The organism is Butyrivibrio sp. NATIVEDY162, from assembly GCF_045999815.1.
Taxonomy (GTDB): Bacteria; Bacillota; Clostridia; order Lachnospirales; family Lachnospiraceae; genus Butyrivibrio.
Genome location: NZ_CP172573.1, coordinates 3,023,714 through 3,048,549, shown reverse-complemented (window position 1 = coordinate 3,048,549; position 24,836 = coordinate 3,023,714). Strand labels below are relative to the sequence as shown.

The 24,836-nt window shown below is 40.8% G+C and carries 21 protein-coding genes; 3 read left to right on the top strand and 18 right to left on the bottom strand.

Features of this window, described 5'->3' with window-relative positions; translation table 11 throughout:
- Window positions 1-17: 17 nt before the first annotated feature.
- The 3 genes from ACHCNF_RS13165 to ACHCNF_RS13155 are packed head-to-tail and all read right to left on the bottom strand — an operon-like array spanning window position 18 to window position 7,086.
- A complete protein-coding gene (locus ACHCNF_RS13165; RefSeq protein ID WP_408070234.1) occupies window positions 18-1,541 on the bottom strand; it encodes an alanine/glycine:cation symporter family protein in 1,524 nt (507 codons plus the stop codon).
- 41 nt (window positions 1,542-1,582) lie between these two features.
- Window positions 1,583-5,038 carry a DegV family protein gene (locus tag ACHCNF_RS13160; RefSeq protein WP_408070233.1) on the bottom strand — a complete coding sequence of 1,152 codons (3,456 nt, stop codon included), beginning with the start codon at window positions 5,036-5,038 and terminating at the stop codon, window positions 1,583-1,585.
- The gene (locus ACHCNF_RS13155) at window positions 5,035-7,086 is read right to left on the bottom strand and encodes a hybrid sensor histidine kinase/response regulator (protein ID WP_408070232.1); all 2,052 of its coding nucleotides are present in this window, start codon (window positions 7,084-7,086) and stop codon (window positions 5,035-5,037) included. The genes ACHCNF_RS13160 and ACHCNF_RS13155 overlap by 4 nt, the downstream gene beginning before the upstream one ends.
- A gap of 314 nt (window positions 7,087-7,400) precedes the next feature.
- Between ACHCNF_RS13155 and ACHCNF_RS13150 the strand changes: the two genes are divergently transcribed.
- Window positions 7,401-8,546 (top strand): aldo/keto reductase, encoded by a 1,146-nt coding sequence (locus ACHCNF_RS13150; RefSeq protein WP_408070231.1) that lies wholly within the window; start codon window positions 7,401-7,403, stop codon window positions 8,544-8,546.
- Between the two features lie 37 nt (window positions 8,547-8,583).
- Entirely contained in the window at window positions 8,584-9,918 is a 1,335-nt protein-coding gene (locus ACHCNF_RS13145; RefSeq protein ID WP_408070230.1) for an MATE family efflux transporter, read from the top strand.
- Here ACHCNF_RS13145 and ACHCNF_RS13140 read toward each other — a convergent pair.
- The 8 genes from ACHCNF_RS13140 to ACHCNF_RS13105 all read right to left on the bottom strand — a co-directional run bounded on the left by ACHCNF_RS13140 (window position 9,892) and on the right by ACHCNF_RS13105 (window position 15,309).
- The gene (locus ACHCNF_RS13140) at window positions 9,892-10,053 is read right to left on the bottom strand and encodes a hypothetical protein (RefSeq protein WP_408070229.1); all 162 of its coding nucleotides are present in this window, start codon (window positions 10,051-10,053) and stop codon (window positions 9,892-9,894) included. The two genes, ACHCNF_RS13145 and ACHCNF_RS13140, sit on opposite strands and share 27 nt — an antisense overlap.
- Window positions 10,046-10,177, bottom strand: coding sequence for a hypothetical protein (locus ACHCNF_RS13135; protein ID WP_408070228.1), 132 nt, complete (start codon window positions 10,175-10,177; stop codon window positions 10,046-10,048). Before ACHCNF_RS13135 ends, ACHCNF_RS13140 begins: the two co-directional genes overlap by 8 nt.
- A gap of 31 nt (window positions 10,178-10,208) precedes the next feature.
- Entirely contained in the window at window positions 10,209-11,474 is a 1,266-nt protein-coding gene (locus tag ACHCNF_RS13130) for an MFS transporter (protein ID WP_408070227.1), read from the bottom strand.
- Window positions 11,475-11,990: 516 nt separating this feature from the next.
- On the bottom strand, window positions 11,991-12,401 hold the full coding sequence (locus ACHCNF_RS13125; RefSeq protein WP_408070226.1) for a hypothetical protein: 411 nt from the start codon (window positions 12,399-12,401) through the stop codon (window positions 11,991-11,993).
- 98 nt (window positions 12,402-12,499) lie between these two features.
- Window positions 12,500-13,645, bottom strand: a complete 1,146-nt coding sequence (locus ACHCNF_RS13120; RefSeq protein WP_408070225.1) for an RNA-guided endonuclease TnpB family protein — start codon at window positions 13,643-13,645, stop codon at window positions 12,500-12,502.
- On the bottom strand, window positions 13,626-14,042 hold the full coding sequence (gene tnpA, locus ACHCNF_RS13115) for an IS200/IS605 family transposase (RefSeq protein ID WP_408070224.1): 417 nt from the start codon (window positions 14,040-14,042) through the stop codon (window positions 13,626-13,628). Before tnpA ends, ACHCNF_RS13120 begins: the two co-directional genes overlap by 20 nt.
- Before the next feature lie 141 nt (window positions 14,043-14,183).
- Window positions 14,184-14,621: a DUF3592 domain-containing protein gene (locus ACHCNF_RS13110; protein WP_408070223.1), complete on the bottom strand. Its 438-nt coding sequence runs from the start codon at window positions 14,619-14,621 to the stop codon at window positions 14,184-14,186.
- Window positions 14,622-14,718: 97 nt separating this feature from the next.
- Window positions 14,719-15,309 carry a hypothetical protein gene (locus ACHCNF_RS13105; RefSeq protein ID WP_408070222.1) on the bottom strand — a complete coding sequence of 197 codons (591 nt, stop codon included), beginning with the start codon at window positions 15,307-15,309 and terminating at the stop codon, window positions 14,719-14,721.
- 235 nt (window positions 15,310-15,544) lie between these two features.
- Between ACHCNF_RS13105 and ACHCNF_RS13100 the strand changes: the two genes are divergently transcribed.
- Window positions 15,545-17,026, top strand: a complete 1,482-nt coding sequence (locus ACHCNF_RS13100) for a hypothetical protein (protein WP_408070221.1) — start codon at window positions 15,545-15,547, stop codon at window positions 17,024-17,026.
- A gap of 62 nt (window positions 17,027-17,088) precedes the next feature.
- Here the strand turns inward: ACHCNF_RS13100 and ACHCNF_RS13095 are convergent, their stop codons facing one another.
- The 7 genes from ACHCNF_RS13095 to ACHCNF_RS13065 all read right to left on the bottom strand — a co-directional run bounded on the left by ACHCNF_RS13095 (window position 17,089) and on the right by ACHCNF_RS13065 (window position 24,816).
- On the bottom strand, window positions 17,089-19,320 hold the full coding sequence (locus ACHCNF_RS13095) for a M56 family metallopeptidase (RefSeq protein ID WP_408070220.1): 2,232 nt from the start codon (window positions 19,318-19,320) through the stop codon (window positions 17,089-17,091).
- 122 nt (window positions 19,321-19,442) lie between these two features.
- Window positions 19,443-19,799 (bottom strand): BlaI/MecI/CopY family transcriptional regulator, encoded by a 357-nt coding sequence (locus tag ACHCNF_RS13090; RefSeq protein ID WP_408070219.1) that lies wholly within the window; start codon window positions 19,797-19,799, stop codon window positions 19,443-19,445.
- Between the two features lie 144 nt (window positions 19,800-19,943).
- Window positions 19,944-20,747 (bottom strand): ABC transporter ATP-binding protein, encoded by an 804-nt coding sequence (locus ACHCNF_RS13085; protein ID WP_408070218.1) that lies wholly within the window; start codon window positions 20,745-20,747, stop codon window positions 19,944-19,946.
- Window positions 20,731-21,699 (bottom strand): FecCD family ABC transporter permease, encoded by a 969-nt coding sequence (locus tag ACHCNF_RS13080; protein WP_408072244.1) that lies wholly within the window; start codon window positions 21,697-21,699, stop codon window positions 20,731-20,733. Before ACHCNF_RS13080 ends, ACHCNF_RS13085 begins: the two co-directional genes overlap by 17 nt.
- Window positions 21,700-21,755: 56 nt before the next feature.
- The gene (locus ACHCNF_RS13075) at window positions 21,756-22,931 is read right to left on the bottom strand and encodes an ABC transporter substrate-binding protein (protein WP_408070217.1); all 1,176 of its coding nucleotides are present in this window, start codon (window positions 22,929-22,931) and stop codon (window positions 21,756-21,758) included.
- A gap of 204 nt (window positions 22,932-23,135) precedes the next feature.
- Window positions 23,136-24,023, bottom strand: coding sequence for an ROK family protein (locus ACHCNF_RS13070; protein ID WP_408070216.1), 888 nt, complete (start codon window positions 24,021-24,023; stop codon window positions 23,136-23,138).
- A 58-nt stretch (window positions 24,024-24,081) separates the two neighbouring features.
- Window positions 24,082-24,816 carry a LytR/AlgR family response regulator transcription factor gene (locus ACHCNF_RS13065; RefSeq protein ID WP_408070215.1) on the bottom strand — a complete coding sequence of 245 codons (735 nt, stop codon included), beginning with the start codon at window positions 24,814-24,816 and terminating at the stop codon, window positions 24,082-24,084.
- Window positions 24,817-24,836: the final 20 nt, after the last annotated feature.

Here is a 24,836-nt window from a genome sequence, read left to right as displayed (position 1 = left end):
TAACCTTGCCTTCCCGGTCATTCTGCACCTTTGCTGACAGCTCTCAAAGCCTCCCGCTGTATGTCATCATCATAGGAAAGAAGTGCCTCTATATCTTTTCCCTTTATTCTTCTTTCATTATAATTCTTTGTTAGTTTTATGATAAGTGGTAATTGTACAATAAGTCCGATAAGATTTGGGATCATCATAAGTCCGTTAAAGGTATCAGAAATATCCCACGCCAGGTTTGACTCCATAACCGCCCCAAATACTATTATTCCTATAAATATAAATCTGTATATTTTTGCTGCTGTAACGCCAAAAAGGTACTCCGTAACCTTAGCACCATAATAAGACCATCCAAGGACAGTAGTAAATGCAAAAAGTGTGATAATGATCACCACAAACCACTCCCCGGGCTTTCCAAGCTTTTCTCCAAAAGCCTGTGTTACTAAAGTAGCATCATTAACTCCCGCCCTGACCAGTCCGGTAGTCAGGTCTATCGAACCGGAGCTCAGAATTACAACAGCTGTCATGGTACATATTACCATCGTGTCAATAAATACCTCAGCAACACCCCATAAGCCCTGATGAACCGGTTCTCTTGAGCAGCTTGTGGCATGCACCATAACAGATGAACCAAGTCCTGCCTCGTTTGAGAATACCCCCCTCTTGCAGCCGTTTTTTATAGTGTTAAGTGCTATCTGAACAGCCGAGCCTGCCGCTCCGCCGGCAGCAGCCTTTGGTCCAAGTGCAAACCGGAAGATAGATGCAAACACCTCCGACAATTCACTTATATTCATGATTATTACCACAAGGCAGCCAATAACATAAGCTATGCACATATATGGAACCAACATCTCGGAGACCGCCGCCATGCGTCTGAAACCACCGATAAGAATAGCTGCTGTAGCTATCATCAAAACAAAACCAATAATCCATTCCATATTAGAGGCGCCAAAAAATGACCCCATTTCAATTTCGTTTAAAAAAGTAGTTTCAACATTGATGGTGATCTTATTTATCTGAGCCATGTTGCCGATTCCAAAGGAAGCAAGGGCTGTAAACACACAAAACATAATTCCAAGTAGTTTCCCTGATATTTTTAAATGTTTATAAGAGCCAAGCCCATCCTCCAGATAGTACATAGGTCCACCTGACCATGCTCCCTCCACATTTCTGCGCCTGTAATACATTCCAAGAACATTCTCGGAATACTTAACCATCATTCCCAGAAAGGCTGCAATCCACATCCAGAAAACTGCTCCGGGGCCACCCATACATATTGCAGTTGAAACTCCTGCAATATTGCCGGTTCCTATAGTTGCGCAAAGAGATGTCCAAAAAGTGCGTCTTTGTGAAAGAGCGCCGGCATCATTAATAATGCGTCCTTTACCGTTCAATATTCCAAATGTGTTCTTCACCCAATGTCTTATATGGGTTAATTGAAAAAGCCCGGTTGCCAGGGTGCATATGAGTCCTGTTCCCAAAAGGAGAAATAATCCAAAGGATCCCCAGGCAAAACTATTTACCGCATTATTTATCCGGATGACTGTTTCCATACTGTCTCCTTTTTTATAGCCGAAAAATGCTGGTCCGCAACTTACTGTGATGTTTCACCCAGTAAATTCAGTATTCCATCGTAATCAAAATGACCTGCCATATTCTTAAGTTCTCTTATTTTTTCTTTTTCACTCTCAGGTATCTCGTATCCGTCTATTTCTTTTAATACATCATCTATTGCGTCATAGTCCATATGCTCAGCGCCGTCCCGTAGACCTTCATAAACACTCTGCAGAAGTACCCCAGACAGCTGTGGCCTTTTAGGCTCATTTTCAGGTTCTTCTTTTTCCCCGGTCTCCATAAATACATTGCTCAAAATGTCCTTATATCTCTTATATTCCTTCATAAATTGTTCGTGATTTTCATCAATGTAAGAGATATTGCCTTCCTTTCCAGCCATTTCAAGCTTCTCAGCTTTTTTAGATGACTCCAGGGCTCCTATCAGTTTGCAGGAGCTCTTCAAAGCATGGATTTTTATGGTGTAACTGTCAAAATCCTTTGCCTCATAATATCTCTGAAGTACATCATAGTATTCATCTATTGATTCATAGAATATTTTCAGTACCGATTTAAAAGCTGCTTCAGAGCCGCTTGCTTTTATTGCCGCTTCTCCATCTATTCCGTCAATTGATTCGTACCATTTGGGTGGTTCATCGCTGCCTGCTGCCTGACTTGTTCCATCCTCCATAGTATTGTCATAGTAATCTGATGATCCGGTTTCATATCCGCCTTCTTCAAAATCGTCATCAGTGTCCTTATCATCCCAGGAGTCCATCTCATAATTATCAAACAGCGTAGATAAGTTGTACGATTTATTGGACTTTACACAATAAAGTATTCCGAATGCTCCCGGCCCGCAATTAGACGAAATAGCTGCTGAAGCCTGCTTGAATATAATATTTTCAAAATAGGCATACTTACTGATCTCACTCTTAATCCACAGAAGAGTTTCCTTAGGAACATTTGCATAGGTAATAAATGCCACCTCCGGATCAGGAATAACATCTACAGGAAAAGCGCTGGCTATATACCCCCTATGTACATACCTGCGGTTTCCTAACCATATGCCACCAACCTGCAAGCGACTGTCTTTCATACGAAGGCACGGATGCAGATTAAGTAACTTTGCCATATGGTCAACACGCTTGCTGATGCGCTGTCCCCTCAACATATAGTCTGTTGAATCAATGACAAAACTGCACTTAAGTCTGCTCTTAACAGCATTCAGCTCTTCAGCTATCTCCTCAACCGAATCCTTCATCTGAGACAACTTATAAGCAATAAGAACCAGTATTCCCGTAGCTGACGATAGACTCTCTGAATCAATTACCGTCACATTATCAAAAGACTTGGCCGCTTCGCATGCTATCTTATAATCATCACTCATATTAGATGAAATGGAGATATGGATTATGTGATGAGCCTTTTTTAAGACTTGTGCAAAAAAGTCTGTATATGCCTGTTCATCGGGAGGCACAGATTCAGCATTTCTCCCGGAATTCAGATAACGAATAAGTTCATCCGCTCCCATCTGCAATCCATCCTTAAACACGCCTTCCTCTGTTTTAATAAGAAATGGCAAAATCGGAATATGGAACTTCTTGATTATGGATGCAGGAAGATCGCAGAGGCTTGTGGAAGTTATTATCACCGGAGCTTTTCCCGAATAACCTTCGGCTGCATTTATATCTTCACGCATGCTCATTACCTTGTTGGTATTGATAATGAGCTTCTCATGCTGTATAAATTTGGACAGAATATTCTCCAGAGCCTCACCGGAAACAGGCTTAACCAGATAGCCATCAAATCCCGCACGGTTATACAGCTCCTTGTTGTTGCTTCCGGCATTGGCTGTCAGCACAACTACAGGCGTCTGCCGGTTCAGTCCTCCTGAATGGTTTCTGATTTTTTCAAGGCATGCTATACCGTCCATCTCCGGCATAAGATGATCCATAAGAATGACGTCATAGTTGTATTTCAGGTCAAGCTCCAGAGCCTCTTTTCCGCTTGAAGCTTTATCAATGACCATATCTGTATTAATGAGAAGCCTGGCCTCAACCTCCAGATTCATGGGATTGTCATCGACGATAAGTATTCTTGCTTCAGGAGCTCTGAAGCTGCACTCATAGATTTCTCTTTCTACAAAGCTCTGATTATGGATGTTCAGTGCACCGATCTGTGTACCAACAGAGATACCCTGTTGTATAACCACTGTGAAGGTCGAGCCCTCCCCATATACGCTGTTAACTGTAATTGTTCCGTTCATCAGTTCAACCAACTGCTTTACTATGGAGAGCCCAAGTCCCGTTCCTTCGATGAAGCGGTTTTTCTCCGTATCCACTCTCTTAAAGGCATCAAAAAGATATGGTATTACTTCCTTTTTAATTCCAATTCCCGTATCGGATATTGAAATAGACAGTTCAACCGTTTTTTCATCCTTTTTCTCGCTCTCCACATGAAGATCAACAGAACCTGTAGTCGTATACTTTACTGCGTTGTTAAGAATATTGATTATGATCTGCTTTATTCTGACCTCATCACCGTACAGAACAGACGGAACCTTGGGATCAATGCTGACTCCCAGCTTCAACCCCTTATCCTGGGCCTTTAGCCACATCATATTTACCACTTCTGAGAGCATGTCACCTATCCTGTAATCCACAGGGACTATTTCCATGCTGCCGGCTTCCATTTTGGAAAAATCCAGGATGTCATTTATGAGTGCAAGCAGCATCTTGCCTGCACCCTGAATGCCTTTTGCATCTCTTACTACTTCATCTGATATATCCTGGTCCCTGAGTATAAGCTCATTTAATCCGAGAATAGAATTTATGGGAGTACGTATTTCGTGACTCATGCTGGAAAAGAAGCGGTTCTGAGCTCTTGAAAGCTCCTCTGCTTTTTTTGCTGCCTCTTTTGCACGGTTATTCTCATCCATGAAAAACAGATTCTGAATCCAGGTCATGGCAAAACAAATGAATCCGACCAGTACAATTGAGAGGAAAGAGTCCACCAGGAACAGTCCCCTTGAGTGGTGATAGACAAGCTCCGGATGGTAGTACTCTACTGCATAGCAGACAAGAGACATCACAGTAATAAGTACAAACATCAAGGCTCGAAGGGTTCCTGTCAGAACAAGCCCTGCATAGGTAAATGTGAAGATGATCCACAAAACACCTCCTCCTTCCACTCCGCCTCCAAAAAAATAGAGTGCAGGGTTAACGAAAAAGGTAATTCCGATAAGTGTAATATTGATAGCAGCTTTTATCTTATTCTTTTTTAAGGATACTATCATCAGAACCGGTACAAAAATAAGCGTACCTACTATAACCGCAATTTCATAAAAGCTTTCAGCTGTTACTATATCTCCGATTAATGCCAAAAATACAGTCACTTCAGATATGAGTGATAAAGCCAGATAGGTTCTTTCATCAAAGGGTCTTTGAGGATCTTTGATTGCATCTATTATGTTTTTTATGATGTTCTTTTCCTTCATACGCTCTGACCTCCCTTGCCTTTTCCAATCCTGGGAAGTTCCTTCGCCATCACTCGTTCAAAGTCAGCAATACTAATGGGTTTTGCGATAAATCCGTCAAACCCTTCCTGCATGAACATCTCTCTGGCTCCCGAAACTGCATTTGCAGTAAGCGCGATAACTATGGTGTTTCTCTTCATCTCTGATGCTGCCTGCTTTATCTGTTTCATGGCTTCAACGCCATCCATACCCGGCATCATGTGATCCATAAATACTACGTCATAATCGCCGTTTCTGTATTTGCTGATTGCCTCAGGCCCACTAAGGGCTGTTTCACTTTGAATTTCATAATCCTTGAAAAGTTCTGTGGCAACAACAAGATTCATGGGCTCATCATCAACAATCAAAGCTTTTACATCATTAAATACAGGCTTATCAGTCTGCCCGATATACGTCAGATCGCCAACATCACGTCCTTCATTTAATATCTTAATAACAGGGTAAGCATACAGCGGCTTAGGCATAACAATAACTGCACTACCGGGGCTGGGTTTGAAATCAGTTCCCGCTGATACTGCTACTACCACATCTCCTTTACTTAGTTCATCAAAATATGAAGAATTTTCTTCATATTCTTCCTGTCCCATAAAAATGACAGCTACATCGAGGCGTTCCAGAAGTCGTTCAACCTCTCTGACTGTCCCAGCAGGATATAGTGGAACTCTGATGCCTTTTGCAAGATTTGTCGCCATGATTCTGTAGAAATCACGTACTTTCGGAACAGTATATTTATCTGAGCGCACATGGAAAAGAATATCTCCCTTAAAATCCTTCGCAAGGTTAAGGCATGGTTCCATGTTAACTACCTTCTGAGGAATAGTCACACGAACCGTTGTCCCTATGTGTTTTTCGCTCTCAATTTTCACAAAGCCGCCCATTCTGTGAGCAAAACCATACACAATAAACAACCCAAGACCTATTCCGCCTGAGCTTCGATTGCGCTTTTTATTGACCTGAAACATCCCCTTGGATACTGAGGCTATGGACCACCTGTCCATACCTTTACCCGTATCCGTCATCTCAAGACACAGATTCACGCCATAATCTGTTTTTTCAGAAGACACCTTTACATAAATGCCACCCTTTCTGGTAAACTTTATGGCATTTTCCAAAAGATGTCTGAATATCTTATGGAGCTTTTTTACATCTCCGCACATCATGGATGGAACGGAAGGTTCCATGTCGACTATCATTTCCAGCTTTTTATCATTGTTCAAATATCTGAAAGAAGCGACCACATCATTTATAAGTGAGGTACACATATAGTCATCTTCCTCGAGAATAACTTTCTCCCTCTTACATTCAGTGTAGTCCTGAATGTCCTCAATCTGATAGGCCAGTCTGATTCCGGCCTTTTTTATGGAATACGCTTCATTTCCCACATTCTTTTTAATAAGCATCTCGGACATTCCGTTTACTACATTTACAGGAGTCCTGAACTCATGTGATATATTGGACAAAAAATCCTCCATGTCCGCATCCACAGCTTCTATCCGCTCATCTTTCTCAGCTTCGGACAGGATCATTTCATCGCGATCGTTTATGGTTTTTATGCAGCATACGTACATCATGCATACTATAACCGTATGCAGTAATATCCTTAGGATTCCAATGGTTTCAATTATTCCGCTGTTACTGTCTATAGCTATTAAGAACTGTATGATCATAATGAAGAAATATTCCCCAAGAAAAAAATGCATCATATAGCTCTCATTGAAAAATGAAAAGACCAACATAGCAAAGGAAATAGCTATCGGAATATCGATAAGGCTGCTGCCATGAACCCCATGATAAAAAAGAGCAAACATCTCATAGAGCATGTAAGCGATCTTCCTTATTTTGAAATCTATGCTCCCTGAAATATATATTAGAAGGAGGCATAATGTCCCAATAATAATGATAGGCGGAACCCAAAACTCCCATCCGGACATAATGCTTTCTATAGACAAAACAATACAGGTCAGTGCGATAATCAGTATAATGAATCTTTCATTACTATTCCGGTTCATAATAACCCCTCATAAATTAGTTATGACCAAACTCGTGACATATTAGACCATTATGTATTCATTATCACATACATGCCCTGATGAAATTAAAAAGTAATGATTAAAAATATATTAAATAAGAATGAGCCTTTAAGAGTCATCTTTCATGCAATTCCCCGATAATCTGTCTATTGAAATTCTTTATCATTATTTTGTAAAATACTATTGTTACAATTATCTCTTTAGTATCAAATCATTTTATATCATCAGAAAGAACTACCGGCTGTATGTCACAGCCATATCAGAGTACATATAACATTAAGGAGGACCATGCCATGGATAACGTTTTTGGAAACTCAACAAAAAAACTCGGATTTGGTCTCATGAGACTTCCCGAGACATCCAAGTCTTCAGAATTTGGAAACATCGATATCGACACCACTAAGAAAATGGTAGACTATTTTATTGATCAGGGTTTTACCTATTTTGATACCGCATGGATGTACTGCGGTTTTAAAAGTGAAGATGCTGCGGGAGAGGCTCTGACAAGCAGGCACAATCGCGACACCTTCACACTTGCAACTAAGCTCCATGGCGGATTTTTCAATAATGAAGCTGAGATGGAAAAAATATTTGAGACGCAGCTTAGAAAGACAAAGGTAGACTATTTTGATTACTATCTTCTTCATGACATTGGAGAAGACCATTATAAAAAGTATTCCAGGCTTGGATGCTTTGAATGGCTCCAGGATAAGAAAAAGTCCGGATATGTTAAGCATATTGGCTTTTCCTATCACGACAGGGCTGATCTTCTTGACAGGATTCTTACTGAGCATCCTGAGGTTGAGTTCGTTCAGCTGCAGCTCAACTACCTCGACTGGAACAGCGACGCTATTCAGTCACGAAAATGTTATGAAGTATGTGAAAAGCACGGAAAGCCCGTTGTTGTAATGGAACCTGTAAAAGGCGGCACCCTTGCAAACGTTGTTCCTGAAGTTGAGCAGCTTTTCAAGAGCTATGCCCCTGAAAAGTCAGTTGCATCCTGGGCCATCAGATTTGCTGCCAGCCAGCCCAATGTAAAGATGGTTCTCTCCGGAATGGGCAATATGGATATGATGCAGGACAACACAGGATACATGAAGTATTTCGTACCCCTTTCTGCTGATGAGATGAAGATAATAGAAAAGGCAACCGAGATCATAAACTCCAGCATCGCTATTCCCTGCACAGCCTGCGCTTATTGCGTGGACGGATGCCCCAAGAATATTCCAATTCCGAAATATTTCTCACTCTATAATCTTGAGATGCAGGAATATGAAGGAAAAGGCTTTACTCCTCAGGGAGGCTACTATAACAGACTTACCGAAATATACGGCAAAGCAAGCGACTGCATCAAATGCGGCAAATGCGAAAATATCTGTCCTCAGCATCTGCCTATCCGAGATAATCTCGAACTCGTAGCAGCAAAATTCGGGAAATAATAGAAAAAATAAAACTTATTGAAAAGGATTACCTCTTATGAATAAAAACTCAAATGGCGCAAACAATATGACTTCAGGAAACAGCATGAAACAAATCATTGCGTTTTTTCTACCTCTTCTATGGGGTAATCTGTTTCAGCAAATATATAGCCTTGTTGACAGTATTATCGTAGGAAAAGGAATATCTGACAAAGCTCTCGCAGCAGTAGGTGCCACCGGGACATTGAACTTTCTGATTCTGGGATTTGTTGTCGGAATGACAAGAGGCTTTGGCGTATTGTTTTCGCAGAGCTTTGGAAAAGGTGACATGGAGCTCCTAGAGAGTCACATAAGATCAGCCAAAAAGCTGTGCCTTATTATATCTGTCCTTTTCACTGTAATATGCATATTATCGCTAAAAGCTCTGCTTTTATTTCTAAGCACACCTGCGGATATTTTTAAGGATGCCTACAACTACTTTGTAATAATACTTGCAGGCATCCTTATAACTGTTATGAACAATCTTGTGATTACAATTTTGCAATCGCTTGGAGATAGTAAGACTCCTTTATATGCCATGCTTATCTCTTCTCTTGCAAATATAATCCTGGATATTATCCTCGTAATGGGCATAAGAACAGGAGTTGCCGGTGCTGCCATTGCGACAGTGGCAGCTCAGTTTATCTCTTACTACTATTGTCATATAAAGGTTAAAAAACTGGGAATACTTGATTTTTCATCCAGTACAACAGATACAACTCTGGAGCTTTTGAAAATAGGTTTGCCTGTTGCATTTATGAATTCCATAACAGCCTCAGGTGCAATGATACTGCAATACTTTGTAAACCTGATGGGAAGCGGCTATGTGGCAGCCTATTCCGCTTGCATGAAATTCGCAGGCCTCTTTGAACAGTTTGGTATGTCTGTCGGTCTTGCTATAATGACCTTTGTCGGGCAGAACATGGGAGCAAAGAAATACTCTCGCATACGCAAAGGTGTGCGAGAGGGCATTCTTCTCTCCATAATAGTCAACCTTCCTCTTGCAATATTGCAGATCTTCTTCCCCGGATTTTTAGCAAAAATGCTTCTTAGTGATGTTCAGATAATATCGTATTGTTCTGAATTTATGCCTATTCTTGGTATTGCTCTCTTTCCTCTGGGATGGCTGTTCATATACAGATATGCTGTTCAGGGAATCGGCAACACCTTTCTTCCTATGCTATCCGGAATCCTTGAGGTAGTCCTTAGATGCTCTTTCTGCATGACCATAGGGCGGCAGAGCTTTAGAGGCATTGCCATATCTGAGGTATCAGCATGGATCGGCGCATTTATCATGCTTATGATAACTTATTATGTAATATTGGAATTAAAATTGTGCAGGTGTCAAAAGTAAAAAATCCACAATACATTTTGCTGCATTTTCCATTGAAAGATATTCCGTGTCATAACAGAATTCATAACCATCTTCTGTCTCACAGATTTTTCCGGCATATATGTTTTGCACATATACTTTTCCCGATCTAAGCATCTAATCCACTCCTATCAATTGCTCCAGGGATCGCCTCCATTCCAAACATTTTAAGTGCAAACTCTTCCTGTGTTAGTCCTGCTTTTTTCCGTTCAGTTTTTATATATTCTCCTATAGTATTCATACCAATAGTATATACCCTATAGGGTATACCATTACATATTCCTATTATAGATTTTCTCTACATGCTTTTTATTACCGCCGATAAGTATAAGGGCAGCAGCAACTCCCAGAGCTTCAAATAAAAGCACTATTTCTCTTTGTCCCATAAACATACTAAGTACACCTGACAAAAGCTCTGCCACAAGTATTCCCGATGTACTAAGTACCTGGAAAGCACCGTTGAATCTTCCCTTCTTTTCATCAGGCACATAACTCTGAGTTGACGAAATTCTGATAGTGTAGCTGGTAACTCCAAGAATGCCCACCATGAAGCTAAGGAGCATAGCTATATAAAATGGCAGATACAGGTAAACTCCTTCAAATATTCCTATCATCACATAAACAAAAAGTGCAATGGAATACTTATATCTGGTTGGAAGTCTGTGCCTGTAATGATACATTCCTCCAACTGCTCTTCCTACAAAGCTCATACCAAATACAGCTATGAAAATATACTCTCCGTGGTCATAGTTATTCTTAAAATACGGAAGCCCTATAACATTCATAGCTCCGCCTGCCATGGCACTGAAGAGGAAATAAATAGCAATCGCCCTAAGCCCCTTTTCTGAGATCAGATATTTAAAGCCTTCTCTAATATCTGTTAGTATTCTTGCAATTTTCCCAAGGTCCTCATCTGTTATCTCGGCTCTTTGTTTTTCAATGTATTGCTCCTTAGTCTGTATCTGCATCTCCAGAGACGCCGCTATAAAAAAGCTTATACCATTTATTATCATTAGCGGCGCAATACCAACCAGATTGTAGAAAAATGTTGCAACAGGCACCATGACCTGCGAGAGCGTTTCAAGTACACTTGCAATTGAATACGCCTTTGAATAGTTTCCTTTTGTTATAAGAAGTGGATAAAAGCTGTCATAGGCAACCATATAGATACTGCTGATGCAGCCCAAAAGGAATGTTAGAGCTGCAAACATCGGGAAGTTAAACAGCCCGCCCCATATCGCAATTGCTACGATGATGTATATCACTGACATTACAAAATCCAGAGTATATATCATCTTTTTTCTTGAAAATCTGTCCAGTATCGCACCGGATATTATAGGCATTATCAGCTGCGGTATCGTATACATTGACAGGTAAATCGCATACAACATTGTGGATCCGGTGTAGTCCAGCACCATCAGACTCATGGCAAATCCCGCCATACCATTTCCAAACATAGACACCACACTTCCAAGTGTGATTATAGTAAAATCCCTGGTCCATAAGGGATTAGAATTAGTATCGTTTTCTTTTTTCATATCTTCCTCCGGTAATTATATCAAGTTTCTCTGCGCACCAGTCGCATCCATAGCGGAGCGTTTTTTATTGAATAGGAATTTCGGAGAAATTTCTTATTCAATAAAAAAGTCTATTCTTGTGTACACAAAAATAGACTCATACTAAATCCCTATATAAACAGAACGGAATAACGTACGATAATCTAATTTAAGAGTACACAAAATATAGCTCGGACATATCATCCAAACTGCTCTTAAGCGCATTTATTTCTGCTGTACATGTTTTGCAGCAAGTCATAAATGTCTAATACTTATTTACGCGCTTAATCATTAAAGTGTTCTCAAATCAAATTATCAAATGCTCATCGTTTCTCCCCTGTTAATTTTCTACATTATGTATGCTATCACAGGGTTAAATGTATTACAATATCATTTTGCCCTATTAAACAAAGTTTTATGGTATTATCCATATTTTAATAAAAAAGGAAGCACGTGTTTACATATTGATCCACATACTTCCTTTTTTACAAAAGTCCTTTATTTCCTCGCAGCTATGATTTCCTCAGCCATTCCAAATAGCTCATCCGCTGACATATCAACATCAAAGCCTATTAAAACGTATGAAATGCCATCAATTTCAAAATCCACTCCGCTTACATAATCGGTGTATCGTTCATCACTGCCATCGCTGATAAAGAAATGCTGATCTGTTTCAGCTCTTTGCAATTCTTCTTCGGTTGGTTTTTCATCCTCCGGTAAATTTAAATATTCATCATAGTTATAGTACACGTTTATCCCATCAATCTCCATAACCGCCATATCTCGTCCGGTGTCGTGGGAGTCACTGTATATGTCAGCGGGATCCATGCCTATGTATATGTCAGGGCATCCTGCCTTTTTGTAGGGTGAACTACTCCGACTTATAGAAGTCGGAGCTTCCTGCTTCAACCACCACTGCATCGGCTACGAATATACGTAACTCAACGTCTTACGCAATGTCCACAGGCGTTTGGTTTGGGCTATTCCATCCCTACTGTATATTTGGTTTAGGCTACTTCGAAAGACTCATTCAGTATACGCAATCCTTCGTTTAGTATGTTGATAGCGGCGTTCTGGTCACGGCTTATTGTAAGACCGCAATCACATTTCATTGTGCGAATTGTGAGATTTTTCATCTCAGGATGTATCTTTCCACAACAATGACATATTTGTGATGACGGAAACCACTTATCTACTTTTACAAGATATTTGTTTCTTTCTGATAACTTATATTCAAGCATCGACAGAAACATACCGTACCCATTATCAAGAGTAGCTTTGCCGTTACCAAAACCTTTATTTGACATAGATTTCATGTTCAGAGATTCTACGCATACAACATCGTACTGATTGGCTATCTCAGTAGATATTTTATGCAGATTATCTAATCTCTGATTAGCGATATGTCTATATATTTTGTTTACTTTACAGAGTTGCTTTAGATAATTATTGGATTTGATTTCATGCTTTTTAGAGCCTTGCATACGTGACAGCCTACGTTGTGCCTTGGCGAGTTTGTCATGGCTTTCACGATAGTATTTGTGATTTGTACCAACGTTACCATTATTATCTACATACAAACCGTCAGAAGCATAATCTAGACCAATACAGTTATTCGTGTCTGCTACATAGGTATTTATACTATCTGCAATCTCAAACAATACGGAAATATAGAACTTTCCATCAGATTCCTGTGATACAGTAGCTGATTTGACCATCCAGTTATCATCAGGCTTACGATGGATAACTGTCTTCACATTACCGATTTTAGGGAGTCTAATGCTGTTATCAGTAATGGCAACAGTGCCATGCTGATTGTTTGTAGTATATGACTTACGGCTGCGTTTTGCAGATTTGAATTTAGGAAATCCATTGTTTTTCTTACGGGATTTGCTAAAGCGGTTCTTGAAAGCGCTTTGTAAGTTTAGTTGTACATTCGCTAAAGCAAGACTATCTACTTCCTTGAGATATGGATAATCCTTTTTGTATTTGGCAGGTGTTACAGTAACAAACTTACCTGTAGACTTGTAACTCTCAATTTTATCGGAAAGCATGAGATTATAGACCTTGCGGCAACAGCCGAAGGTCTTGGCAAACATAACACTTTGTTCAGTTGTCGGATATGCTCTATACTTAATGGCTCTGTTTGTCATCTCTCTTACCTTGGGATTGTATATATTGCTTGATAATATCTACGGTAGCACCGCCTGTGGTCAGCAAACAAAAACTCTGTGACCAGAACATCTCTTTCCAAAGAGATTTGCGTATCTGAGGAAACTCTTTCTTGATAAGTCTGCTACTTGCAGATTTATACGCATTGATAAATTTACTTATCTCTGTGTTAGGCTGTCCTCGAAACAGGATGTGAACATGGTCAATGTCGTGATTCCATTCTTCTAACGTAATGTTATATGTAGGAGCAATCTTCTCAAATATTTCTTTGAGACGGCTTGAGATTTTGTCATTTATCACCTTGTTGCGGTACTTTACGCACATGATAAGGTGATAATGCAACAAGAACACTGAATGATTATTATTATCTAATTGCATGATATTTACTGTCTTTGTTATGTATGCGACTGATTTATGATTGGATTATAATATCATCAGATGCAAAAGTCAAGAAACGCCGTGTTTATCGCAATTCATCCCACCACCTATAGAGGTGGGGGATGAATTGCTCACGTCGTGTTAAATTATCTGGATCACAATTCCCAGGATCAGGAGGACTGCCGCAAGAATGGCAAGAACCATCCCGCCAGACTTATTAGATGCGGGATCTGCAAAAAACTTGTCGGCATGGGCATCCTGAGGGTTGTCAGGATTATAGGATATATCAACCTGCTCGCCCTCTTCAGGCGCCGGAAATACTGGAACACCCTTTATCATGTATTCCTGTCCGCCCACATTAAATGTGAAATCCGCCTTGTAGGTGTGTGTTTCATGATACCCCATGCCATGTTTCTTTTTTGTCCGGTAGGTTTTCTTGTGAATCTCTTTGACAACTCCAGATGTCTTACCTGACCTCTTCTCAATCTGCTTCCTGCTCTTTGGAATTTTTACCAGCAAAGTGTACATTGCCACAACAAAGAATATAATTCCTAAAATAATCATTGCTATTCCTGTCATGTCTCGTTGCCCCTTTCTTTACTCTTCCTCATATTTTTCCGAAAAAATATGATTCTTAAGTCCACTTGAGCTGCCATATCAGTCAGATTTGTCATCATTACTGTATGTTCAGATTAAAGCTCTTAACCCCCTGCATCTCGAAAGTAATATACACCATCTCGCCTTTTTTGAGCTTAACGGTGCCGGTTCTTGAGGTATATCTTTTTGTTTCAGGCGTATCATTATCAAATTTTGTATGATATTTTTCTTCAAATGCTTTTGCGTTTTGTATATGCAAGCTTGTACATATAGACAGAACGGAAGCCTTTCCTCCCCTGACTTTCATTTTGTAGCCTGTTCCTCTCAGATTGGCTACAAACACACTACCTACCTGTCCGGTGATACCTTCCGAATCGTGGCTCTTGATTCCGGATGCTGTAAATTTCCAGGTCTTTGTCGTGGGCACTTTAAAGACAAGACAGTTTACTGCGCCATTCTTGTTGGTAATCTTAACTGTCGTTTTTCCTTTTGTTACCTTTTTTGCATATTTCTTCTTTATCGCGGGCCACTTGGTATTAATACTCTTGGTAATTTTAATCGTCTTAGCCTGCGAACTTATGGGATTCACAGCAAATGCAACAGCTAACATAAAAACAAATATTGCAAATAACTTTCCAAGCTTCATAAAACATCTTTTACTCATATTCATATCAAGCACCTCCTTGTATATTGTTTAAATGTTTATTTGCATATTAATTATCCCATAATAAGAGTACCGAATCACAAAATATGACATTTTGTCATTGACAGTTAATCTGTCACATTTTGTGACAAATTTTTATAGAACTATGAATACTCAGCCTTATCCCATGATACAATAAGTTAAGAGCAAATCCGGTTAATGTTTAGGCATGAACATTAACAAATTCCGTGAGGTGAAGGTGATGACAATAGCAGAAAAGCTTGACTTTTTAATGAATCTTACAAGTACCAGAAACACAGCTCTTGCAAAGGCCCTTTCCTTCGATCCTTCTTATATCAGCAGGATAAGGTCCGGCAGCCGCGGGATTCCGAGAGATGTCCCCTTCACAAGGCCTGTCGCCTCATTTTTTGCCTCCCGCATCAGGGAAGAATATCAGTTTGAAACTCTTTCAGCAGTGATACTAGGTGGCGGAGAGCTCCCCTCAGACAAAAAAGAACTCGAAAACACTCTCTTCAACTGGCTTAAGAATAACAGTCTGCCCCAAAACGACACACAGCCACTTAGGGAGCTTTTGATCAACATAACAAACGTACTTGATGTAAAAGCCAATGCTTCCACAGATTCCTTTGATTCGATAGACATTGGATCGGATACTAAAGACTCCGGTCAGAGCATTCCGTTTTCGGTGTACTTTGGAAATCAGGGAAAAAGAGAAGCGGTACTAAAATTCTTAAAGACGCTTTTGTCCTCAGGAAAGCCCTGCCAGCTCTGCCTCTTCTCAGACGAGGATATGTCCTGGCTGTCAGAGATGCCGGATTTTGCAAAAGAATGGGCTCTGCTTCTTTTAAAGCTTATGAAGAGCGGCTCAAAGATAAAGATAATACATACAGTCAGCAGAGATTTAAATGAACTTATGGACGCCATAAAGAAATGGGTTCCTCTCTATTCAACAGGGGCAATCGAGCCCTACTACTGCCCCAGGCTTAGGGACGGCATATACAGAAGGAGTCTTTTTATCGCAAGGGGACACTCTGCGGTAATATCCACATCTGTGGAGGATAAAACTGATGAGATGGCCAATTTTCTCATCCAGGACCCTGCTGTCGTCTCTTCTCTCGAAGCTGAATACGACAACTATTTTGCTCTCTGCAGACCGCTGATGAAGATGTACACGAGACAGAACGCCGGTGCATTTATAAGTGCACTCGTTGACAGGAATACAACAACCGGGCAGTTCTATCTCTCTCACCCCATGCCCTCCATCTGGAGTCTTCCGCCCAAGCTGATCGAGTCCTTCGCCACTCGTGAGAACAACCCTGAGGCAGGTCAGATACTGCTAAAAATGAGGGCTCGTATGCTTGACATTTTAAAAAACGGCGGCAGGATCACCGAGATTTTATACCCCTATGATCCTGCAGAATCAGGAAAAAATCCGGAACTTCTACTCTCTGACATGATTTTCGGATCCCGCGTCACTTATTTAAATGACGAGTATATGCTGCACCTTAATTACTTAAAGGACCTTACAAAGGAGTATGAAAACTACAACCTTATCATATCCGACCTCATACCACCAGGCATGACTCTTCTTGCCCACACCGACTCTGATGCGATAATTGCCAACGGCAGCTCGCCCTCAGCATCATTTATCATATCCCATCAGCAGTTTTCCTACGCATTTTTCGAATATCTTGACCGCATTGTGTCTCAGCTTACCAGATGAAATAAAAAGCACATCCGGCGATAGTTCAAGTAACGGAATTGGTTTTCTCTATACTTTAGTGGTTATTCTCCAAGATCAATGACTTTAGGCTTATTTTCCTTCTCATCACCGCCTGTTTCGTTAATCCCTGATTCATCGCTCTGAGAGTTGGCTCCCTTGTGGATATCCTCAAAATATTCCACATCATCCGAATATGGGAGAGTCCCAATTTTAGCTTCTGTATCCTCTGTATACAAAAGGTTACCGGCTCCATCGGCATCATCCAAATCGTCATTTTCCGGACTGTCTATTACTCGGCTTTCTGCCTCATCATCATTTAGCTCATATGTTGTTACTCCGTAATTATTTTTGGGCATCTTCATCCTTGGAACATAGATTCCATCCTCGCCCCAGGGCTTTATCATAAGGATATCCATGAACTTGTTTTCTTTTACGAATTTAATGCTGATAACTGTACCTTCACTGTTATCTTCGCCCCTTGATACTACAACCTTACTCTCATCATCAGACAGATTAAGAAGATATCTTGCAGACAAAACCGGATCAAAATATCTGCCATAAAGCCCATCCGTATCTGACTTTGCATGGTCATTTAAGTACTCACCAAGTCCGTTTTTGCTGTAATTAATAGCATCATTATCCGAGCTGTTATAAAAATATGCTCTTTCAAAATCCTCAAAGGAGTCGATATCATCGTACATATCAAGGTGCTCACCAACAACCTTTAAGGTTCCGTCATCATCTTCACCAAGCTTAATTTTTTCTACCCACACATACAAATGGGGCTCAGAATCCATAGCATAATAGTGAATCTCACCCTCTGTCTGCTCCTCATCGGTAAACCACGCACATGAAATAGCCTGTCCTTTTATTTGGTAAGCAGATGGCCAAGGGCTTGACCAGCCAAAGTATTCTCCGTCCTCATCTTTAAACAGAACACCTTCATTAACAAGTTTTGTCTGAACATCCCCTACAGAGTCGGCTAGTATTCCCTGGACATTCCTGTCCTCAAAGTTTTTATTCCATCTGTTCAAAAGCTGCCAATTGGGAGATGCCTCAAAGTCTGTCTGCTTTGTATTATTATTTTTTACAATTTCAGTTGTACTTATTTCTTCCTGATTTATCTCATTTTCATCTGTATTCAGCTCTTTAGTAATTACTCCATTTGAATCTGTATTTTTATTCTCAGCTTCCTCGCTATTAATAGCTTCATTTGTTCCGGGCTCAACTTTTATATCTTCTGCCCTGCTCTTTTCTTCACTAGCTGAATTTGTCATAAAGCAGGCTGATAGCATGGTGCTTATTACGACCAGCATCATAATGAGCCAGAAAGAAGGCTTTTTATAATTAAAAATCTGCTTGACTCTTGTTTTAACTCCGACTTCACCAAATGCAAGGGGATAAGCCAGTATAAGTTTCCTGTGAGTACTGCAAAGAAGCAGCGATGTGGCATAGGATTTCTTTTCGTCAAGAGACATACGGCTGATTACACTCTCATCGCAGGATAGCTCAATATCCTTACAAAAAAGCATATATGAAATCCACACAAGGGGATTAAACCAGTGAATCGCAAGAAGCAGAAAACCAAACTGTTTGCGAAGATGGTCCTTTCTTCTGATGTGAGCTTTTTCATGTGCAAGTACATTCCTTCTGGTCTCATCATCAAGTCCTGATGGAAGGAAAATCGAAGGTCTTATTATTCCCAATATGAAAGGTGTTTCAATCTCATCTGAGATATAGACCCTTCCCCCCGCTGTGTTATCAGTAAGCTTTATAGATGCCCTGGTCTTCTTCCATATGGAAGCAAAGCTCACAATTGCATATCCTATTACTGCGATTACTCCCAAAATCCAAATCGCACATAGTATTCTAAAAACTGTGCTTTTCTGAATGCTGCCGACAAATCTGTTTTCACTTGTATGCGTTGTGATTATTTCTTCTGCAGGAAGGTTTTCCTTCACTTTTGCATTTTTAACACCTGTATCGCTCCTGCCCATTGCAGAAACATATCCTGCATCCGGGTATGACACAAAGTTATGAGTAGTTACAGATGTTCCGCTTCCTGTCCCCGCTGTATTAAAGAAGTTCTCGATAACACCGCTAAAATCCGGCATCAACCCTATTTTCGTTTCAATCTGAATAGGAATAGCAAGGCGCAAAGCTACTATAGTCCACAAAACACCCATAAACCACTTAGGTGCCTTTTTAAACGGAAATCTGATCAGAATAACTGCCAGCATAAGAAACGAAGCAGCTATACTCATCTCTATTATTTTTATAAAAACAGTCCCCATACTTTTCCCTCCGTCTATTGCCCTGAAAAATACCGTTTAAAGTAAATTCTTTAGGTCAATCCTTTGTTGTCATAATTGTTCTGGCATTGCCATATCTTCTTTTGTTCTAAATTTCTGCAGCCTTAATTCCCCACCCTGTCGATTATCTTCTTTATCTCGTCTATTTCTTTTTTTGACAGTTTCTGCTTTGATGTAAATGCCGCAAGAAATGCTGGAAGCGATCCACCAAAGGTCTCATCAACAAACTCCTCACTCTTTTTCGTATAAAATTCATCCTTGGAAATAATGGATGTGACTACTCCATCTTCATTTTGAAAAAGGCCCTTCTCACAGAGCTTTTTTAAGACAGTATAAGTGGTAGACTTTTTCCAGCCAAACTCATCAGAGCACAACTTAACCAATTCCCCTGAGCCTACCGGTTCTTTCTCCCATATGAGACTGGCAAACTGCATCTGAACTTCTCCTAACTCTATTGCCATAAACATCCTCCGTTAGTGTGTTACTTCTTTAAAGTTATTTTTACTCACAAATAGTCATTGCTTTTGGTCTATTCTTAATAGACTTTCTGTGTTTAGTTTACCCTGAGTAGACCAAAGTGTCAATATTAATATTTCAAAAAATAATTATGGATTCTCCCACAGCGAAAGCTGCTTTTTCATATATCCTTCAACATCCATGTCATAGGCTTTTTTCAGTGTAGCTCTGTCAAGAGCAGTTTCTCTTCCACCAAAAGCTATGATCTGACCACTTTTCATAATAAGAAAAGTATCGCAGATATTAAGTGCCAGATTGATGTCATGGAAAACACCAATGAGCGTATTGTGAATAACGCGGCCATCCTCAAGCGTTGTTGATTCCTCGCACCATTCATTAAGATAACTTACAAGTTCAGCCTGGTACTTAAGATCCAGGTGGTTGGTCGGCTCATCCAAAAGGAGAACCGGTGTCTCCTGAGCCATGGTCCTTGAAAGGAATACCCTTTGCCTCTGGCCTCCGGAGAGAGTATCTATCTGCTTTTTTCTTATATCCCATAGCCCTGTTCTCTTAAGGCTTTTCTCCACCACTTCTTTATCCCTGCTGTCAGGAATCCCCAGCATATTCCCGGAATACAGGTATCTTCCAAGCATTACAGTTTCTTCAACAGTATATGAAAAATATGTATTAGACAGCTGTGTCATGATTGCCATCTTTTTGGCAATCTCTTTTCGTTTATGATCACGGACCTCTTTTCCATCAAGAATAAGGCTTCCCTCATACGGCAAAAGCCCACCTATCGCACGGATAAGAGTGGTTTTGCCGCAGCCGTTTGCGCCAAGAATCGCCACTCTGTTTCCTTCTTCTATATTAAAATCGATGCCTTTAATTACCGGATTAGCCGCCATATTGCGCCCATATCCACAGATAAGGTTTTTACTTTTTAGAATCATTGAAATATACCCACAGGAAAAATGGAGCTCCAACAAGAGCAGTAACAGCGCCTACCGGTATCTCTCTTGGAGAGAGAATAGTTCTTGATATCATGTCTGCCAATGACATAAAAGCTCCGCCCAAAATCATCGACATCGGAAGTACGAACTTGTGCCTTGAGCCAAATATCCGCCGCACCATATGGGGTACAGTCAGGTCAACAAAGCCTATTATACCGGAAAAGCACACAGCCGCTCCTGTTAGGAACGAAGCCAGCACAAGCAGGATAATCTTGGACTTTTTGATATCAACACCGATACTCATGGCCTGCTCATCACCAAAGGACATGATGTCCAGCTCTCTGTGCATGAACATCAAAAGAATTCCTCCTATCACTGCACAGATTGCCACTATAATTCCATGTATCCATCGTCTTCCGGAAAATGAACCCATCTGCCATAAAACGAGCCTCTGTATGTGCTCACTTGATAGTGAGCTTACAAGTGTAAGTATTGCATTAACAAATAGTGAAAAGACCATACCGAATAATATGATTGTATGATTCTGCATATTATGATCTATGCGGGACGAGATGCCTATAACTATTAAAACTGTAATAAAGCCTGTCACAAAGCCTGCCACAGGCAAAGTAAACATCCCAAAGACTGATGTAGCAAACCCTGTCATAATGACACACGCTACGCCAAGTGTTGCGCCTGATGAGACGCCCATTGTATAAGAAGAAGCAAGCGGATTTTGCAAAACAGATTGCATGATAACACCACTTGCCGATAAAGCCGCCCCTACAAAAAAAGCCGTAAAAGTCCTTGGCATCCTGATCTCCCACAAGATCGATACCAAGGACTCATCAATATTCCCGGGAATGCCGGTTCCTGTCAGTTTGTGGAAAACTATCTCCAAACCTTCTCTGACAGGTACCGTAACACTTCCAAGGCTCATGCATACTACCACTACAAAAAGCGATAATATACAGCTCAATAGAATTTTTACATTCTGAGAATGTTTAATCACGCTGCGTCATCTACCTCTGATTCTTCTACTTCGAAGGGATCTGTTACATCCTTATAATACTCCGGATAGATAGCTTTTGCCATAGCAATCATAGCGCTTACAACGTGCTGGTTAGGCTGGTTTACCTGATCTGAGTCAAGCTGATATACTGCACCGTCTTTAATAGCAGTGACATTTTCCCAACCGCTCATGGTCAGAAGCACATTTATAACATCGGGTGTATACATGTCAGCTGTAAGTATAACCTGAGGATCCATTGCTACTGCAGCCTCTTCTGTAAGAGAAGGCCACTGATCGGCCTCTTTTCCTGCTACATTTGTAGCTCCGATGAGTTCGATCATCTCTGTTATGTATGTATTAGAGCCACATGTATAAATTGTCGGATAATCAGCAGAGGGTGTGTAAAGCTCGAAAAGTACGCTCTTTTTCTCATCTTCAGGAATTGTAGCTGCGATAGCTGCAAGCTCGTCCATTGAAGTCTGCATATCAGTAACGATTTTCTCTGCTTTATCAGATAATCCCACAACACTGCCTATAAATCTGATGTCCTCCTGAATGTCAGCAAGACTTGAACTGCTGGGAATATCACAAACACAAACGCCTGCTTCCTTAACAGCAGCAAAAACATCATCACCGTGGCTTGCACTCATTCCTGATGTGAATACTACGTCGGATGACAGAGCAATTATCTGCTCCTGGTCAGGTGTCATCATATCAAACTGAGGTATGTCTGCTTTAAGCTCAGCGCCGTAGCTTGCACCTGAGTTGGTATCACATGCCACGATTTTGTCAGCAAGACCTAAATCTATAAGTACTCTTGTTATGGACGGTGCCATTGAAACAATTGAATTAATTTCTGTGGGAACAACGATATCATTTCCTGAGCGGTCCTTGGAAGGTGCCTCTGCCTGCACTTCTTCGCTTTTGTCTTCTGAAGTAGCTTCATCTGCTGTTTCTTCCGCAACTGTTGTGTCGTCTGCGCCTTCTGTCTCTCCCTCAGCTGCTGCCTCTTCTGTTGTCTCTTCTGTTGTCTCACCAGCTGCTGTCTCCTCTACAGCCTGCTCAGTAGATGCTTCAGATGAGCTCTGAGTTGAAGCGTTGTTACCGCATCCGGCAACGATGGTTGAGATCATAACCGCAGTCATGATCATAGAGATAAATTTCTTTTTCATAATTTTTTCCTCACTTTCTTTGTATCGAAAAAAGTTTGTATGTGGCTTCCCACTTCATTCCCTTTTAATTGGCTCCGAAAAAAATACTGCCCGCCATCCTGCAAGCAGTATTTCCTCTGGTCACACCCATACGTTACTTAATATACTTTTTAATGATTAAAATGTCAAAATATTTATTAGCTTTCGCATATATTATAAAAAGAATCATTCCTCCGTAATAAAGCACTGTAATGCGCCGATCAAATTAGCTTCATTACCAAAGGTGCAGCGTACCACCTCTGCATGAGGAATGACATAAGGACATGAAGCATACAGCTTATCCAGCTCCTTTCGGATATGGTCAACCAAGGCATCCTGAGCACTAATGCCTCCGCCGATAGCGATTTTTTCAGGATCATAAATTGTCTGCAGGTTAAACAGCTGTCTTGCTATATTTCCGGCATAGATGCTAAGTGCCTCCTTTGCCTCTTCGCTCCCCTTAGCATAGGCGTCAAATACACGCTGTCCACCCACCTGCTCAGGATCTTCGCCAATTCGCTCCGCATACAATCGGCACAGCTCCTTAGCGCTGCACTGATTGCCCCAGTATTCCTTCCGCATAGGTCCTGGCTCCTCTGAAGTCCTTATGTAAGATACCTCACCTGCAGAAAAATGCTTTCCGCGCAGAAGCTTATGATCATGGATCAGCCCTCCGCCAATCATGGTCCCTAAGAGAATGACCATTCCATCGGACACATCCTTTAATGCACCAAGGCCGGCTTCCGCCATGGCAGCACATTTGGCATCATTTTCCATAATTATCCTTGTCTTGCAGTTTTTATACAGTGCATCCCGTAAGTAAAAATCGTTGTTGTATGTCAAAGCGCCGCCCATGACACAATATCCACGTTTGTTATCTATGATACCCGGCATGGAGATGGCGATGCCTTCAGCTTCCTTATGCTCATCATAGATTTTTGTCAGAGCATCCACAAAAGCCTCTCTGCCCGCCTTGGGTGTAGGGCGTCTGCCTTTGGCATAGATTTTTGCATTTTCATCCATAAGGGCATACTTGATATATGTGCCACCGATATCAAATACCAATACTTTCATAGAGCCTCTCCTTTGCTACATACAACCGGTTAATATCTCCTCTATATAATCATAACACCTAAAAGATCAGCTTTTCCTTCATCTCATTATATTTTTCCGATGTCATAAGCGCTGTTTCACTTGTTCCCTTTAAAGTAACCGTATAGGTCCATCTGCCATATATTTCAAGTTTTTTTACAGCATCAGTGCGGATAATATAAGATTTGTGGCATCTCATGAATTTGTCAGGATCCAGCTTTTCCTGTATGGATGAGAGAGAAGCCGTTGTCAGGAAAATTTCATCATTGGTGATAATTCTGCAGGCACCGTCTGACCTCTCTATCATTATGATGTCCTTGGTATCAATAAGATTGATTTCTTCCTTTCCTCTGATGACAAGCTTTTCAAGGGATGACTCACTTTTATTTTCAGAATTCTCACTGTTTTCTTCATCTACCATTGATTTGATTCTGCCAAGAGTTTTTCCTATCCTCTCAAGATCAAAGGGTTTCACAAGGTAATCAAAAGCATATATTTCAAAAGCATTGGCCATGTACTCGCTGTGGGCTGTGGCAAAGACAATCTTGACCTTAGGGTCCACCTCTGTGATTGCCTTTGCACACTCCAGACCACTTTCTCCGGCAAGATCTATATCCATGAAAACAACGTCCGGGTGAAAACTCATAAAGTCGCTGATAGCAGTAGCAAAATTCCCACAGGCAGAGACAACATTACAGCCCTTTGTCCTCTCGACCATCTTCTTCAATATGCCTCGTATCTGCTCCTCATCCTCTACTACCATAACTTTGATCATGTCTCGCCCCTTTTAAATGC

Excerpts from the sequence above, each read along its gene's own strand:
- ACHCNF_RS13165 (WP_408070234.1), bottom strand. The coding sequence starts at position 1,541 with ATGGAAACAGTCATCCGGATAAATAATGCGGTAAATAGTTTTGCCTGG.
- ACHCNF_RS13135 (WP_408070228.1), bottom strand. The coding sequence starts at position 10,177 with ATGAATACTATAGGAGAATATATAAAAACTGAACGGAAAAAAGCAGGA.
- ACHCNF_RS13155 (WP_408070232.1), bottom strand. The coding sequence starts at position 7,086 with ATGAACCGGAATAGTAATGAAAGATTCATTATACTGATTATCGCACTG.
- ACHCNF_RS13140 (WP_408070229.1), bottom strand. The coding sequence starts at position 10,053 with ATGCTTAGATCGGGAAAAGTATATGTGCAAAACATATATGCCGGAAAA.
- ACHCNF_RS13100 (WP_408070221.1), top strand. The coding sequence starts at position 15,545 with ATGACAATAGCAGAAAAGCTTGACTTTTTAATGAATCTTACAAGTACC.
- ACHCNF_RS13160 (WP_408070233.1), bottom strand. The coding sequence starts at position 5,038 with ATGAAGGAAAAGAACATCATAAAAAACATAATAGATGCAATCAAAGAT.
- ACHCNF_RS13105 (WP_408070222.1), bottom strand. The coding sequence starts at position 15,309 with ATGAATATGAGTAAAAGATGTTTTATGAAGCTTGGAAAGTTATTTGCA.
- ACHCNF_RS13145 (WP_408070230.1), top strand. The coding sequence starts at position 8,584 with ATGAATAAAAACTCAAATGGCGCAAACAATATGACTTCAGGAAACAGC.
- ACHCNF_RS13065 (WP_408070215.1), bottom strand. The coding sequence starts at position 24,816 with ATGATCAAAGTTATGGTAGTAGAGGATGAGGAGCAGATACGAGGCATA.
- ACHCNF_RS13150 (WP_408070231.1), top strand. The coding sequence starts at position 7,401 with ATGGATAACGTTTTTGGAAACTCAACAAAAAAACTCGGATTTGGTCTC.
- tnpA (WP_408070224.1), bottom strand. The coding sequence starts at position 14,042 with ATGCAATTAGATAATAATAATCATTCAGTGTTCTTGTTGCATTATCAC.
- ACHCNF_RS13120 (WP_408070225.1), bottom strand. The coding sequence starts at position 13,645 with ATGACAAACAGAGCCATTAAGTATAGAGCATATCCGACAACTGAACAA.
- ACHCNF_RS13095 (WP_408070220.1), bottom strand. The coding sequence starts at position 19,320 with ATGGGGACTGTTTTTATAAAAATAATAGAGATGAGTATAGCTGCTTCG.
- ACHCNF_RS13130 (WP_408070227.1), bottom strand. The coding sequence starts at position 11,474 with ATGAAAAAAGAAAACGATACTAATTCTAATCCCTTATGGACCAGGGAT.
- ACHCNF_RS13110 (WP_408070223.1), bottom strand. The coding sequence starts at position 14,621 with ATGACAGGAATAGCAATGATTATTTTAGGAATTATATTCTTTGTTGTG.
- ACHCNF_RS13085 (WP_408070218.1), bottom strand. The coding sequence starts at position 20,747 with ATGATTCTAAAAAGTAAAAACCTTATCTGTGGATATGGGCGCAATATG.
- ACHCNF_RS13070 (WP_408070216.1), bottom strand. The coding sequence starts at position 24,023 with ATGAAAGTATTGGTATTTGATATCGGTGGCACATATATCAAGTATGCC.
- ACHCNF_RS13075 (WP_408070217.1), bottom strand. The coding sequence starts at position 22,931 with ATGAAAAAGAAATTTATCTCTATGATCATGACTGCGGTTATGATCTCA.
- ACHCNF_RS13090 (WP_408070219.1), bottom strand. The coding sequence starts at position 19,799 with ATGGCAATAGAGTTAGGAGAAGTTCAGATGCAGTTTGCCAGTCTCATA.